The organism is Arthrobacter sp. TmT3-37 (assembly GCF_054510835.1).
This window is the reverse complement of record NZ_JBTNDU010000001.1, coordinates 1-14,262: the sequence shown is the minus strand read 5'-3', so window position 1 is coordinate 14,262 and position 14,262 is coordinate 1. Positions and strand designations below refer to the sequence as shown.

The following is a 14,262-nucleotide window of genomic DNA, read 5'->3' as shown; positions in this document are numbered from 1 at the left end:
CAACCCAGGAGCATTTGTGAACGTTGACCTCGTTGTCGTTGGATCGGGCTTTTTCGGCCTGACCATAGCTGAACGGGCGGCCACTCAGCTCGGCCTCAAAGTCGCCGTGCTCGACCGGCGTCACCACATCGGTGGCAATGCCTACAGTGAGAACGAGGCCCGGACCGGGATCGAGGTGCACCGCTACGGCGCCCACCTGTTCCACACCTCGAACGAGCGGGTGTGGGACTACGTCCACAACTTCACCGAGTTCACGAACTACGTGCACAAGGTCTACACCCGCCACAAGGGCGAGGTGTATCCCATGCCGATCAACCTCGGCACGATCAACCAGTTCTTCCGCTCGGCGCTCGGCCCCACCGAGGCGCGCGCCCTCATCCAGGAGCAGGCCGGAGAACTCGCCGGGACGGATCCGCAGAACCTGAACGACAAGGGCATCCAGCTGATCGGGCGCCCCCTCTACGAGGCGTTCATCAAGTACTACACGGGCAAGCAGTGGCAGACGGATCCCAAGGATCTCCCGGCCGAGATCATCTCCCGCCTCCCGGTGCGGTACACCTACGACAACCGGTACTTCAACGACAAGTACGAGGGCCTGCCGGTCAACGGCTACACCGCCTGGATCGAGCGGATGGCCGACCACCCCAACATCGACGTCCACCTGAACACGGACTTCTTCGACGAGGGCCACGAGTACTCCCGCTCGACGACCCTCGGCCAGGTGCCCGTCGTCTACACCGGACCCGTCGACCGGTACTTCGACTTCGCCGAAGGCGACCTGTCCTGGCGCACCATCGACCTCGAGGAGGAAGTCCTCCCGATGGAGGACTTCCAGGGCTGCTCGGTGATGAACTACCCCGACGAGGACGCCGCCTTCACCCGCATCCACGAGTTCCGCCACTTCCATCCGGAACGTGACTACACCAAGGACGCGACGGTCATCATGCGCGAGTACTCCCGGTTCGCGGAGAAGGGCGACGAGCCCTACTACCCGATCAACACGACCGACGACCGGGCGAAGCTCCTCGCCTACCGCGACCTGGCGAAGGGCGAGAAGTCGGTCCTGTTTGGCGGCCGGCTCGGGACCTACAAGTACCTCGACATGCACATGGCCATCGGATCCGCCCTGAGCATGTTCGACAACAAGGTCACCCCCCACTTCACCAGCGGGCAGGCATTCGAGAGTGGCGGAGTCGACGCGTGACCATCGGAGCGACCCAGGACAGCAGCAGCAGGACGGGATCCGGCAGCGCCGTGCTCCAGGTGGTCCATAAGGTCGTCCTCCCGGTCGAGGGCGACACCGACGTCCTTCCCCTGTACGTGGACTTCAGCCCCGCGCGACGGATCGTCGACCCCTCGCGCCGGGCGATCCGGCAGGGGGCGCCGAAGACGGCAGCCACGCCTCCCACCCTGAGCCACCAGCGGTCCGACTTCATCGTCGGTCGATCGAGCCTCAAGCTGCCGGCCCACCAGCGGGTCTCCCTCGGGACCTACTTCAACGCCTTCCCGGCCAGTTACTGGCGCCGTCACACCCCGGTACGCTCCGTCCGCCTGCGGGTCGAGGTGGGCGTCGAGGACGGCGCGGAGGCGTCGGTCATCGTGTACCGGTCCAGTCCCCGCGGCACGTCGAACAGGGTCGACAGCGCGACGACGACGGGGAACGGCGAGCTGGTCTTCGATCTGCCGCTGACGGCATTCGTCGACGGCGGCTGGTACTGGTTCGACCTCGTCGCGCACGACAAGGAGGTGCTGCTCACCCGGGCCGACTGGTCCGTGCCCGCCGCGTCGGCGCGCAGCCACGGGTCCCTGTCCATCGCCGTGACGACCTTCAACCGCCCCGAGTACGCGGTACGGCACATGACGACGCTCGCGGACGATGCCGACCTGCTCGAGGTCCTGGACCGCCTGATCATCGTCGACCAGGGGAACGACCTGGTCGCGGACCAGGACGGCTACGCGTCGGCAGCCGCACGGCTGGGCGAGAGGTTCCGCCTCGTCGAGCAGGCGAATCTCGGAGGGTCGGGCGGTTTCGCGCGGGGGATGGAGGAAGCCCTGCGGGCGGACGACAGCGGCTATGTCCTGCTGCTCGACGACGACGTGAGCATCGAGACCGAGGGCATCCTCCGCGCCCTGCACTTCGCGAACTTCACCACCGACCCCACCATCGTGGGCGGCCACATGTTCAACCTCTACGAGAGGTCGGTCCTGCACACCTTCGGCGAGCAGGTGGACCGACGGAGGTTCTTCTGGGGACCCGCGGCGAAGAGTCTCGAGGGCCACGATTTCGCCGAGCGCAATCTGAGGATGACGCCCTGGATGCACCGCCGGGTGGACGTCGACTACAACGGCTGGTGGATGTGCCTGATCCCGCTGGAGATCGTCCGCGAGATCGGGCTCGCCCTGCCCGTGTTCATCAAATGGGACGATGCGGAGTACGGGGTCCGAGCGCAGAAGGCCGGCTTCTCCACGGTGACCCTGCCGGGTGCAGCGGTCTGGCACATGCCCTGGACGGAGAAGGACGACACGATCGACTGGCAGGCGTACTACCACCAGCGCAACCGGTGGGTCGCGGCGCTCAGCCACTCACCCTTCGATCGCGGGGGCCGGATGCCCTTCGAGAGCTTCGCACTCGACGTACGGCATCTCCTCTCGATGCAGTATTCCGCCGTCGCCGTCCGCGTCAAGGCGCTCGACGACGTCCTCGAGGGACCGGGACATCTCCATGCGACCCTGGGGGAGCGGCTGCAGTGGGTCCGGACGACCCGTCGCGACTTCACGGATGCGCGCGTGCTGCCGAACATCTCGGACTTCCCCGAGGTCCGGGAACGGAACAGCCACCAGAACATCCAGGAGCCCGCGACGGTCCTCGAATCTCTGGTACGTGCAGCTCTCGCCATGGCGTCCCAGCCGCGGCGGGTGTCCGCCGACGCCGCGGAGCGCCCCACCGTCGAGGTGCCGGCCATGGATGCGCGGTGGTGGCGCCTCACCCGCTTCGATTCCGCGCTGGTCACCGCGTCGGACGGGACGGGAGCGTCGTGGTACCGCCGCGACCGGAGGATGTTCTTCTCCCTCCTCGGCCAGACCGTGTCACGGCACTGGAGGCTCGTGAGCAACTGGCCCGAACTGAGGGGACAGTACCGGGAAGCCCTGCCCGGGTTCACCAGCCGCCAGGCGTGGAACGAGACCTTCCGGCGGTTCTCGAAGGAGACCGAGGGAGACACGGCAGATTGAGCAGCGGCATGCGAGGATCCGCAGCAGGTCCGCCGAGTGCCATGCAGACACCCGGTGCCGGTGGCGGGCTCACCGCCGTCCTCCGGAATCGTTTCCTGCTGCGACTGCTGGTCCGCAAGGAGATCCGGGTCCGCTACCGGGGATCGGTGCTCGGCCTCCTCTGGTCGTACCTGAAGCCGCTCCTGCAGTTCTCCGTCTACTACGTCGCCCTCGGCATCTTCCTGAATCTGCAGGGCACGACGGAGAACTACGCCGTCTACCTCTTCTCCGGGATCGTGCTCATCAACTTCTTCACGGAGGCTTTCGGTAACGCGACGCGGTCGATCGTCGAGAACCGTGACCTCATCAAGAAGATCTACCTCCCTCGGGAACTGTTCCCCATGTCGGCGGTCTGGGTCTCGGCCGTCCACTTCTTCCCTCAGGTGCTCGTCCTCGGAGGTGCGTGCCTGATCGTCGGCTGGCGTCCGGACGTCCTGCAGCTGTTCCTGGTGCTCGTCGGGTTCCTCATCGTCGCCTGTCTCGCCACCGGGCTCGGGTTGCTGTTCGGGGCCGTCAACGTCTACTTCCGCGACGCCGAGAACCTCGTCGACATGATCCTCATGGTCGTCACCTGGGCGTCCCCGGTCCTCTACAGCTGGAACCTGGTCAGCGACGCCCTCGGCCCGTGGTTCTTCCTCTACCAGTTGAATCCCATGACCGTGGCGGTGGAGCTGTTCCACTACGGGTTCTGGGTCCCCACGCTCGACGCCGCATCGGCCGGCCCTGCGCTGATGCCGGACATCCTCGCCGTATGGGTGCCCACGGCCGCGGTCGTGTCGGTGCTGATCCTCCTCCTCGGCCAATTCGTCTTCCGGCGCCTGTCGGCCAACTTCGCCCAGGAGCTCTGAGAATGCCTACCGATGCGATCGTCGCCACCGGACTCCAGAAACGCTTCGTCCTGCGCCACACCCGATCGCTGAAGGAGGCGTTCGTCTGGTTCGTCCGCGGGCGGCACGGTGATCTCGTGCAGAAGTTCAACGCGCTCGACGACATCAGTTTCACCGTGCGGAGCGGTGAGACGGTCGCGCTGCTGGGGCTGAACGGGTCGGGCAAGTCGACCCTCCTCAAACTGATCTCCGGGGTGCTGCAGCCGGACGCCGGGGTGATCCGCACGAGGGGCCACCTCGCGGGGCTGATCGAGGTCGGGGCCGGTTTCCACCACGACCTCAGCGGCCGGGAGAACGTGTATCTCAACGGTGCCATCCTCGGCATGTCCCAGCGGGACATCGAGGAACGGTTCGCCTCCATCGTCGAGTTCGCCGAGATCGGTGAGTTCATCGACACCGAGGTCAAGTTCTACTCGTCCGGCATGTACCTCCGGCTCGCGTTCTCGATCGCCGTCCACACCGATCCGGACATCTTCCTGGTCGACGAGATCCTCGCCGTCGGGGACGAGCCCTTCCAGCGGAAGTGCCTGGCGAAGATCCGGGAGCTGGCGGCGGCGGGCAAGACCCTCATCGTCGTCAGTCACGACCTCGACCTGGTGTCGAGCGTCTGCGAACGCGGGATCCTCCTGGAGAACGGCCGGCTGGTGAAGGACGGCGAGGTGTCATCCGTCGTCTCGGAGCTGAGACAACGCGCGAGGGACCACTAGGAGGTCCCCACCAGACGGCGTCCGCCGTCGGGCACCTCGGGAATCGCCGGGACTGCCAGGATTCACGAGAGGAAGATCTGTGAGAGACGAGAGCGCCCGCAAGGCATCTCCTGCGATGAGCCGTCGGACCGTCATGCTGGGGATGCTGGGGTTGCCGTTCGTCGTCAGTGCGTGCACCGGCGCCGGCGAGGAACCGGGGAGCGACGCGGGTGCCTTCCCGGTCGACATCGCCCACCGGTTCGGGACCACCACCGTCCGGAAGCAGCCCCTGCGCATCGCGACCTTCGGCTTCGCCGCCGCGGACGTCTGCCTGGCGCTCGGGATCGCACCGGTCGGCATGCCGGGATCGAACGCCACACCGTGGTACAACCTCCGGCGCATCGCCGAGGAGACGCTGATGCCGGTCCTCTACGCGGACGAGCTCGACCTCTCCCTCGCCGCGATCGAGGAGCTCGAGCCCGACCTGATCTTCACCCTCGGCGCCGACATCACGCGGGCCCAGTACGATCAGCTCTCGGAGATCGCCCCGGTCGTCCACGGCACGACGGCGGGGAAGCCCACCTGGCGTGAGACGGTCGACGTCGTCGCGCGGGCGATCGGACGTGCCGACGAGGGCGCCGACCTCGTCCGGGACACGGAGCGGACGATCCCGGCGTCGGTCTCCGATTACCCTGATCTGGCAGGGGTCTCCGTCCTGGTCGTCGAGGCCTTTCCCGTGGCCGGAGCCGATCTCGCCGTCTACGGTGAGGCGTCCGGCCCTGCGAACCTCCTCGGCGAATTCGGCCTGACGCCGGCACCACTTCCGGCCGGCATCGAGAACGCCGGCGAGATCGAGGACGACGTGTTCGGTCGTGTCGGGCAGCTCCGCTGGCCACGCGCGCAGGCGGAGGAACTCCGGGCGGAGGTCCTGGTCCTCGTCGCGGAACGACAGCGGTCCCAGGAACTGGCCGACGAGCTGGGCCCCGATCTCGACGAGGCGACCCAGGTCGTCATCGCACCGAAGGACGAGATGGGTGCGGCCATGATCATGGAGTCACCCCTCAGCATCGAGTGGCTGGCCCGGAACTTCATCCCGGTCCTGGCGGAGGCAGCCTTCAACGCGCAGCAGTAGGCCTGCACCGCCGGGAGTCCGGCGACAACGTCGGCCGGACGACGGCGCCGGCTCCCGTCCGGAGACGGAGGAGCGGCCCGAGGCGGCCGGCCCTGCTCGGTCTCAGGGCTCTTCGCACACATCCACGCGATAGAGGCGGGCGTCGCCTTCCTCCGCGACCAGTGAGATACCGGGAGCGCTCTGATCCGCGAGGGCGCGGAAACCGATGTAGGGTTCGTCCCCGGGTACGACTTCCTTGTCACCGAAGTCGAGGGCCCAGAACGCCCGTTCGTCCGTAATGGCCTCGCACACGGAGGGGTTGTAGCCTGCTTCGTCCCAGTGGTCGAGCAGCGTCTGCTCGGTGTCCGTGCGGTCACCGAAGATGTGGGGTGCCACGGTCTGCCGGTCAGCGACCGCATAGACGAGCGACGCCCCGGTGCGGGGATTGCCGACCACCACGTCGCCTGCCGGCACGAGATCGGGGACGCGTTCCAGGAGGGCGAGCTCGTCCGTGGTCAGGAGCGGGGACTCCTCCTCGAGCGCGAAGACCTCCCCCATGCGGATCTGGACCCCGGCCAGGGTGCCTCCCTGCGTCCCCACCCCGAGCAGGAGGACGACGGCCGCTGCGGTGATCGGATGACCGGTGAGCCGGGGGATCGCCTGGCGGACCCGACGCGCGGCCGGGAGGCGCCGTCGGGCGCCGATGCTGTGGTCGGCCGGCGCCAGCTGCGTGCCGAGCACGCGCAGCCGGCCCGTCACCCACTCGGCACCGAGGACGCTCAGGGGGAGCGTGACGACGGGAAGGAGGGCGGCGAGGCGGAAGCTGTCGTTGTACCAGACCCCCGTGAGGAAGGTGCGGAACCAGCCGAGGTTCCAGCTCGAGACGACCATGTACAGCACGCCGGCGATGACGAACATCATGAGGACCCACCACAGGTCCCGGAACTGCCGGGCCGCGACGTAGATCCCGGCGACCGTCAGGACCAGGAGGATCCAGGCCGTGGTCGCTCCCATCGGCGCACTTCCGAGGATCTCACCGATCGCGCGGGCATTGGTCTGGAACGGCGTCCACGGCGCGAAGGCCAGGGACGGCCGGACCTTCAGCCAGGCGACGAGCGTGACGCCTGCGTAGAGGACGAAGACGACGCCCCACAGTACGGGGCGTGCGTGGCGGTCCGCCCCGCCGTGGCGGAACCGGAACTCCCGCACGGCTCGTCCTGCGACCACGGGACCCGCGAATGCCAGGAGGGCGAGCAGCGTGCTGGGATGGGCGAGCGCGAGTCCGGGCAGTACCGCGGCGGTGAGCAGCCCTGCGGAGATGGAGAGCGTCCGGCGACGCTCCGGCGTCATCCCGAGGGCTTCGACGACCAGGCCCAGGGCAGCGGGCAGCAGGGCGATGGCGGCGTGGTTCGGGTAGAGGACCCCGAACGCGACCATCAGGTAGGGGAACCCGCTCATCCCCGCGCACAGGACACCGGCCGCGAGTAGGGGGATGGCCCGATAGCCGATGACCCGGCTGATCAGGAACACGCAGGAGAGCGGCCACACGACGGCACCCAGGAGGATGGTGCCCACGTTGACAGCGACGGGCACGGAGACGCCCGTCATCATGACGACGAGTGCCATGAGGTCGTGCATGGCTGCGGGATAGAAGGCCTGGGAGGCTTCCGTCAGGTTCCCCAGGGTCAGCGCGGAGCCGTTCTGCGTCTCCGCGATGTGCTTGACCGCGTTGAGGTGGTAGACGTTGTCGAAGGTCTGCGAGAAGTTCTCGGGGGAGCCGAAGCCTGCGATGTAGCGGGACCCGATGATGATCGCCGGGAAGGCGACGGCGACCGGGACCAGCAGTCTCCGGACCCAGGTGGGAAGCCCGTTGCCGTCCATCGGCCGGTTGTCCACCAGTTCGACGTCCCCGAAGCGGCGGACGGAGCGGAGGCCGGCGGACCCGTTCCGTCCGAGCAGCCGTCGGGCGAGCAGCACCACCGCAGCCAGGCCCAGGGAGAAGAGGAGATAGGACACCGGAGTGAACCCGACGCCGAGATAGGGCAGCACGACGGCGAGGCACGAACCGATCGACATGGAGATCGGGGCCGACAGGGCGACGAGGGCGACCCGCCGGACACCGGCGGCTGCGAGGACGACAAGCCCCGGCCCGAAGAAAACGAGTACCGCGCCAGCGAAGGCAGGGGCTGTAGCCCACCAGCTCATATGGTCAATCTCCTCGTCGTATTTCTGAGGTCCACGTTCCGAGGACACAGTGCTGGCCCTGTAAGAAGATGGTCACCCTCCGTGGCTCTCCGGAGCCAGGACGCCCGGTGGCCTGCTTGAGACGCGACAGACCACGGTCGGCGGCTCTCGAGCGCTCAGCACCGAGGTCGCGACGCCTATTGCTATGATTGCACACCATGGGTAAGAGACCGCCTTCCGGCATCCTGATCGTCATGCCTGCCTGGAATGAAGCAGAGGCGATCGGTGACACCATCAGGGACATCAAGCGGGTGGAACCCGGAATGGACATCCTCGTGGTCGATGACGGATCACGGGACGACACGGCGAGGATCGCAGAAGAGGCCGGGGCCGTCGTCCTGAGGCTCCCCTTCAACCTCGGAGTCGGCGGCGCCATGCGCACCGGTTTCAAGTACGCGCTCCGCAACGGCTACTCGGGTGTGATCCAGGTCGATTCGGATGGACAGCACATGCCGGAGGACATCGCGAAGGTCCTCCAGGGGCTCGAGAGAGCCGACATCTCGATCGGCGCGAGGTTCGCCGGCAAGGGGGAGTACCAGGCCAAGGGGCCGCGCCGCTGGGCGATGTCGCTCCTCGCCAGGGTCATCTCGCGCGTCGCCGGTACCAGGCTGACCGACGTCACCTCCGGTTTCCGCGCCGTGAACCGGCGGGGACTGCACCAGTACATCGAGCACTTCCCGGCGGAGTACCTCGGAGACACGATCGATTCGCTCGTCGTCGCCCTCAAGTCGGGCTGTACCGTGACACAGGTGCCCGTCGAGATGCGCGTGCGCCAGGCCGGTACTCCCAGCCAGAGCCCGTGGAAAGCATCCATCTACCTCGCGCGGTCGGGCCTGGTCCTGTGCTTCGCCCTCGCCCGCAGAAGAACCCCGCGTGACTACCAGGCTCCCTCGACCGGGGACATAGCAGGAGAAGGACCCGTACCAGCATGAGCGTGGCATTCTCACTCTTCTCCTCGATCCTGATCGTCGCCGTCGTCCTCGTGATGCTGCGCAACGGGAAACTACGCGAGAAGTACGCGATCCTCTGGCTCGTCATCGGCACCCTGACGATCGTCCTGGCGCTGTTCCCCAGCCTCCTGGAATTCGCCGCCGACGCGGTCGGCGTGATCGTGCCGTCCAACCTGCTCTTCGCGCTGTCCATCCTCCTGCTCGTGGGCGTCTCCCTGCACGTGTCCCGCGAGCTGACGATCCTCGAGGACGAGACGCGGATCCTCGCCGAAGAGGTATCGATCCTCCGGGCGGCAGTCGAGCGGCTGAACAACCCGAAAGCCACCCCTGTCCCCCGGCACGGGGCCGAGAACCCGATGAACTTTGACCAGCAGAGGAAAGATTGATGACTATAGACGTGATGTTCCCCTATTACGGGGACGTGGCGATGATGAAGGCGGCCGTACAGTCCGTCCTGGACCAGGACCACCGGGACTTCGTGCTGACCATCGTGGATGACGGGTTCCCCGACGATTCACTGCCGGCATACTTCAAGGACCTGACGGACTCGGACGACCGCGTCCGGTACTTCAGGAACGAGGTGAACCTCGGCGCGAATGCGAACTACCGGAAATGCCTGTCCCTGATCGAGCACGACTACGTCGTGATCATGGGCGCGGACGACCTGATGCTCCCGAACTACCTCTCGGTGGTGCACGAGGGTTTCTCGCGCCAGTCCGTGGACATCATCCAGCCGGGCGTCGAGGTGATCGACGAGAACGGGACCATCTACCAGCCGGTCGGTGACCGCGTGAAGAGTTACCTCCGGCGCCGGCTCGTGGGGGAGAGCGCGAGCGCGGTCGTGGCAGGGGAACCGCTGGCAGCGAGCCTCCTCACGGGTGACTGGCTGTACTTCCCGTCCCTCGCCTGGCGGTCCGAGGCCATCACGCGCCACAGCTTCAGGGAGCAGTACGACGTCGTCCAGGATCTCGCCCTTGCGACCGACATCATCATGTCGGGCGGGAAGATGCTCGTCCTGGCGGAGACCTGCTTCCAGTACAGGCGCCACCGCGAGTCCGATTCGTCCGTGCGTGCACTCGACGGCCGGCGCTTCGCCGAGGAGCGTGCCTTCTTCGACGAGTGCGTGAAGGACTTCCAGCGGCTCGGCTGGAACCGCGCCGCCACGGCCGCGAGCCGTCACGCGTCGTCGCGGCTCCACGCCCTCACCCTCCTGCCGCAGGTGGCCCGGCGCCGGATGTGGGGTGGCATGCGCAAGCTGACCGCCCACGCCCTCACCAGATAGCGATGCCCAGCGGGTCCGCATCACCGCAGCCTGCGCAGGCCCGCCCGACCGTCTCCGGCACGTGGTACCTCGTCGGGTCGCTGCTCCAGGGGCTGGGGTTGCTGCTCATCCAGCCCTTCGCGATCCGGATCCTCGACGACCGGCAGTGGGGGATCGTCTCCACGTCGGTGGTGACGATCCAGGTGCTGGTCGTCCTGATCTCGGCAGGCCTTCCGCTGGCGATCACGAACATCTGGTTCGCCCGGGAGCGGGGACAGGACCGGTCCCGGGCCATGTACGGCTTCATGGCCGTCGCCTCCGCCGCCCTGGCTGCCGTCGTCGTGCTCTGCCTCCTCGGCCTCGGTGCCCTGGGTGCGACTGGTGCCGCCTCGAGCACGGTGCTCTCGGTGATCAGCGTCGGGGTGCTCGGTTCCGTGCTGGGCGCGCAGGCTGTGCTCAGGGCACAGAACAGGCCCGGGCGTTTCGTGCTCCTGAGCATCGGCTCGTCCGTCCTGGCGAACCTGCTGGGCCTCGTGGGCCTGATCCTCATCGCGCCCACCGCGGAGGTCTATCTGGGCGCCTACACCCTCGCGGTCGTCGCCACGGGTGCCGCTGCGCTCGTCCTGGCACGGCCGCGCCTGCCGTGGCGAGTCGCCGGTTCGAGCGGTGAATCGGTCCGGATCGCGGTGCCGCTGCTGCCGCACACGGGTGCGCTCATGCTGCTCACGCAGGGGTCCGTGCTGATCCTGGCGTTCGCCGCCACCGTGGAGGCGGCAGGCCGGTTCGGAGCCGTCCTCATCTTCGCGTTGGGGCCGATCACGATCCTGAACGCGCTGAACAACGCGTGGTCGACGCGCATGATGTCCGCCGGCAGCGGCGGACTGGTCGACGCGACCCGGCGCGTGTCCATCGAGGCCGTGGCCTGGTCGGTGGGGGTGGGGCTGCTCGCGTCGTCCGGAGCGGCAGTGGGGTCGTCGATCCTGTCGACCGAGCCCGAGCTGGTCTGGCCGATCGCAGTCACCCTCCCGCTGGTGTCCACCGGGTACGCGCTGTTCCTCGTGACCTCCAACCTGCTGTATATCGCCAACGGGACCAGGCGCCTCGCCGTCGTGACGCCCGGCATCCTGGTGGTCATCGCGCTCCTCGCCTATTGGCCCGCGTCGCAGGCCGACGTCGTGGTGGTCGCGATGGCCCAGGTGCTCGGGTTCGTGTGCCTCGGCCTGCTGACGTACGGGATCGTCCGAGGGACACCCGCGGGCAGGAGCGTGCCCCTTCCGCTCTTCCTCGGCGGTATCGGAGGCCAGGTGATCGTCGTGCTCCTGCTCGGTCTCGTCCCGTTCAGCTTTCCGGCCGGCATCCTCGAGGTGGCCGTCGTCGGTGCCCTCCTGGCGGCGTTGTTCCTCCTGCGGTCCCGGCGGAACCCGGACCGGACGCCGTCGGGCTCCTGACCCGGCGCAACCCCTCAGGACCGGACGCCGCCGGGATCCTGACGGCGCCGTTGCTCCTCCGGTCAGGCGGTACGCCTCAGGACCCGGCCGCTCCGAACCGCTCGGCGAACTCCGGGATCAGCGAACGGATGTAGCTCCGCGCCGCGTGGTCCTTGTCGAAGTAGACATGGAGGCCGCCGATGGCCGCGTAGCACGTGTCGTCGGGGCAGAACCGGTCGGAGAGGTCGAGGACACGGACATTCGCCTGCTCGAGCGAGCGGGCTGCCTCTGCGGCCGGATCGTCCGGCAGGGCCCGCGTCTTCTCGTTCGCGCAGTCGAGCGGTGATTCCTCGTTGCGGGCCAGGCACTCCGGCGTCGAGCGCTCCAGGGTCAGGGGGGTGTCCCTGATGACGTAGACGTCGGTGCCCTGGGCAGCCCAGGGGCCCACCCGGTCCGCGAAGGCGTCCCGGTACTGGTCCGCCTGCGCGCGGCCGGTGCCGTCCTCGATCTCCTCACCGACGGAGAACGAGGAGAGGAACACGAGGTCCGGCGACGTGGCGAGGACACGATCGGAGACGGCGGCACTCCATTGCAGGCACCGACGCTGCACCTTGGTGTCGGTCTCGGCTCCCATGAATGCGGCGCGCTTCACGTCGAGGTACGGGCAACCGCCGACGAGGCTGATGTTGACCGTCCAGTTGTTCTCGCGGGCGAGGGGGAGTATCGCCGCCTTCCACTGCTCCGCATGGGAATCGCCGATCAGCCAGACGGTCTCGTGATCCTCCGGTCCGTCCGAGAAGTCGCACAGCGTCAGGAGCTTCTGGTCGCCCACGACGATCGGATCGGGAGCTGTGCCGCATTGCGCGTCGTCGAACCAGGGAGCTTCTCCGTCGCCGACGTTCGTCACCTCGGGGGGCCCGAAGGGATCCTGGCACGCGGTGGCGGACAGGCTCTTCGCGCCGAAGCATTCGCCTCCGGACAGGGCGTCGAGGCGCTCTGCTTCCGCTGCCTGGGTGACGCTGGCGGCGACGATCGATGCGGCGCAGATCGCCGTGACCGTCAGTGACGAGACCAACGTGACACCGAGGATCTTCCGCGGTGACGCCTGTGGCAGCAGGCGGGATCGTCCCGGGTCCTCGACGTACTTCTTCGTCAGTCCGGCCAGGACCAGGGACAGCAGGAGCGCCCCGAGGAGGTCGAGGGTACCCAGCGGACGGTCGATGATCGACGGCAGCAGGATGATGACGGGCCAGTGCCAGAGATAGAGGGAGTAGGAGATGTTCCCCAGCGTCTGGACGGCGGAGACGCCCAGCAGGGTGTTGGGTGACCAGAGCGGGGACTGCGGGCCCGAGGCGATGACCAGCGCCGTACCGACCACGGGTACAGCCGCGAGGTATCCCGGGAAGTAGGTCGACTCGTCGAAGACCAGCGCGGACGCGACGACGAGACCCAGCCCCGCCCACTGGGCGAGACCTGCGAGCCGGATGCGTGCCGGATACCGGGGGTCGCCGAACCAGGCGGAGGAGGTGGCGGCGATGAGACCGCCGACGGCGAACTCCCACACCCGGGTGGGCGTCACGAAGTACGCTTCGCTCCTGCTGGTGTAGGTGAGGAAGATCGAGAACGCGAACGAGGCCGCGCCGACTGCAGCGAGTACGGTCAGCAGGAAAGCCCGCGGCGATCGAAGCCTGGCCGCCAGGAGGAACACGCCGAGGAGGAGGAGCGGCCAGACCAGGTAGAACTGCTCCTCGACGGACAGCGACCAGTAGTGCTGGACGGTGGATGCCTGGTTGTTCTGCGCCGAATAGTCCACGGACTGCGCTGCGAGGGACCAGTTCTCCACGTAGAGGGTGGCGGCGATGGTCTCCCGTCCGATGGACAGCAGCCTGTCGGCGGGCAGGTAGACCGTTGCCACCAGGAGGGACAGCAGGGCCACGACCAGTGCGGCGGGCAGCAACCGCTTCGCCCGCCGCGCATAGAACTGCCCCAGCCGGATCCGGTTCGTCCGCCCGAGTTCACCGAGCAGGTGCTTGGTGATCAGATAGCCGGAGATGACGAAGAAGACGTCGACGCCGACATACCCGCCGGCGATGAGGCCCGGCCAGAGGTGGTTCGCGACGACGAGGGCAACGGCCAGCGCGCGGAGTGCCTGGATGTCGCGCCGCTGCGGGTTGCCGGGCCGAGCGCGTCTCGTCGGCCCGGCTATGGCAGCCTGGTCAATCAAACATTCTCCTAGTATTCGGGTTCATCGTCCACGGACGTCGGTGTACGAGTGCGATCTCATGATAGCCTTCCCCGCTTCCCGGTCCGCCCACCGGGGTGGGGTGGGTCAGGTTCGTTTGACGCCGGTGGTGGAGGTCCAGGTGAGGGTTCCGCGTTGGAAGCTCTGGGTGCATTTGGTGCGGGTGGGGCAGGTCTGGTTGGTG

11 protein-coding genes are annotated in these 14,262 nt (G+C 67.6%); 9 read left to right on the top strand and 2 right to left on the bottom strand.

Going from position 1 to position 14,262, the window contains the following annotated elements; translation table 11 throughout:
• Nucleotides 1–16 precede the first annotated feature (16 nt).
• The 5 genes from glf (at nucleotide 17) to ACX80U_RS00035 (ending at nucleotide 5,975) form a co-directional block, all read left to right on the top strand.
• Nucleotides 17–1,204 (top strand): UDP-galactopyranose mutase, encoded by a 1,188-nt coding sequence (gene glf / locus ACX80U_RS00055; RefSeq protein WP_208741551.1) that lies wholly within the window; start codon nucleotides 17–19, stop codon nucleotides 1,202–1,204.
• Complete coding sequence (locus tag ACX80U_RS00050) at nucleotides 1,201–3,231, top strand: glycosyltransferase (protein ID WP_459267004.1); 2,031 nt, start codon at nucleotides 1,201–1,203, stop codon at nucleotides 3,229–3,231. The genes glf and ACX80U_RS00050 overlap by 4 nt, the downstream gene beginning before the upstream one ends.
• A gap of 41 nt (nucleotides 3,232–3,272) precedes the next feature.
• A complete protein-coding gene (locus tag ACX80U_RS00045; RefSeq protein ID WP_133080920.1) occupies nucleotides 3,273–4,118 on the top strand; it encodes an ABC transporter permease in 846 nt (281 codons plus the stop codon).
• Between the two features lie 2 nt (nucleotides 4,119–4,120).
• The gene (locus tag ACX80U_RS00040) at nucleotides 4,121–4,864 is read left to right on the top strand and encodes an ABC transporter ATP-binding protein (RefSeq protein ID WP_133080919.1); all 744 of its coding nucleotides are present in this window, start codon (nucleotides 4,121–4,123) and stop codon (nucleotides 4,862–4,864) included.
• Between the two features lie 79 nt (nucleotides 4,865–4,943).
• Nucleotides 4,944–5,975: an ABC transporter substrate-binding protein gene (locus ACX80U_RS00035; protein WP_459267003.1), complete on the top strand. Its 1,032-nt coding sequence runs from the start codon at nucleotides 4,944–4,946 to the stop codon at nucleotides 5,973–5,975.
• A 102-nt stretch (nucleotides 5,976–6,077) separates the two neighbouring features.
• Here ACX80U_RS00035 and ACX80U_RS00030 read toward each other — a convergent pair whose 3' ends face one another.
• Nucleotides 6,078–8,159, bottom strand: coding sequence for a DUF6541 family protein (locus ACX80U_RS00030; protein ID WP_459267002.1), 2,082 nt, complete (start codon nucleotides 8,157–8,159; stop codon nucleotides 6,078–6,080).
• A 197-nt stretch (nucleotides 8,160–8,356) separates the two neighbouring features.
• Here ACX80U_RS00030 and ACX80U_RS00025 point away from each other — a divergent pair, with 197 nt between their 5' ends.
• From ACX80U_RS00025 to ACX80U_RS00010, 4 genes are read left to right on the top strand one after another with little or no spacing between them, the layout of a single operon-like run.
• Nucleotides 8,357–9,130 (top strand): glycosyltransferase family 2 protein, encoded by a 774-nt coding sequence (locus ACX80U_RS00025; protein ID WP_244186040.1) that lies wholly within the window; start codon nucleotides 8,357–8,359, stop codon nucleotides 9,128–9,130.
• The gene (locus ACX80U_RS00020; RefSeq protein ID WP_133080916.1) at nucleotides 9,127–9,534 is read left to right on the top strand and encodes a DUF2304 domain-containing protein; all 408 of its coding nucleotides are present in this window, start codon (nucleotides 9,127–9,129) and stop codon (nucleotides 9,532–9,534) included. Before ACX80U_RS00025 ends, ACX80U_RS00020 begins: the two co-directional genes overlap by 4 nt.
• Nucleotides 9,534–10,430, top strand: coding sequence for a glycosyltransferase family 2 protein (locus ACX80U_RS00015; RefSeq protein ID WP_459267001.1), 897 nt, complete (start codon nucleotides 9,534–9,536; stop codon nucleotides 10,428–10,430). Before ACX80U_RS00020 ends, ACX80U_RS00015 begins: the two co-directional genes overlap by 1 nt.
• 2 nt (nucleotides 10,431–10,432) lie before the next feature.
• Nucleotides 10,433–11,857: a lipopolysaccharide biosynthesis protein gene (locus tag ACX80U_RS00010; protein ID WP_459267000.1), complete on the top strand. Its 1,425-nt coding sequence runs from the start codon at nucleotides 10,433–10,435 to the stop codon at nucleotides 11,855–11,857.
• A gap of 76 nt (nucleotides 11,858–11,933) precedes the next feature.
• On the opposite strand, the gene ACX80U_RS00005 is transcribed toward ACX80U_RS00010, so the two are convergent.
• Complete coding sequence (locus tag ACX80U_RS00005; RefSeq protein ID WP_459266999.1) at nucleotides 11,934–14,060, bottom strand: acyltransferase family protein; 2,127 nt, start codon at nucleotides 14,058–14,060, stop codon at nucleotides 11,934–11,936.
• Nucleotides 14,061–14,262 lie beyond the last annotated feature (202 nt).

What these genes read in the sequence shown, in the direction of transcription:
- ACX80U_RS00045 (WP_133080920.1), top strand. Translation starts at nt 3,273, where the DNA reads ATGCAGACACCCGGTGCCGGTGGCGGGCTCACCGCCGTCCTCCGGAAT.
- ACX80U_RS00040 (WP_133080919.1), top strand. Translation starts at nt 4,121, where the DNA reads ATGCCTACCGATGCGATCGTCGCCACCGGACTCCAGAAACGCTTCGTC.
- ACX80U_RS00030 (WP_459267002.1), bottom strand. Translation starts at nt 8,159, where the DNA reads ATGAGCTGGTGGGCTACAGCCCCTGCCTTCGCTGGCGCGGTACTCGTT.
- ACX80U_RS00025 (WP_244186040.1), top strand. Translation starts at nt 8,357, where the DNA reads ATGGGTAAGAGACCGCCTTCCGGCATCCTGATCGTCATGCCTGCCTGG.
- ACX80U_RS00020 (WP_133080916.1), top strand. Translation starts at nt 9,127, where the DNA reads ATGAGCGTGGCATTCTCACTCTTCTCCTCGATCCTGATCGTCGCCGTC.
- ACX80U_RS00015 (WP_459267001.1), top strand. Translation starts at nt 9,534, where the DNA reads ATGACTATAGACGTGATGTTCCCCTATTACGGGGACGTGGCGATGATG.
- ACX80U_RS00010 (WP_459267000.1), top strand. Translation starts at nt 10,433, where the DNA reads ATGCCCAGCGGGTCCGCATCACCGCAGCCTGCGCAGGCCCGCCCGACC.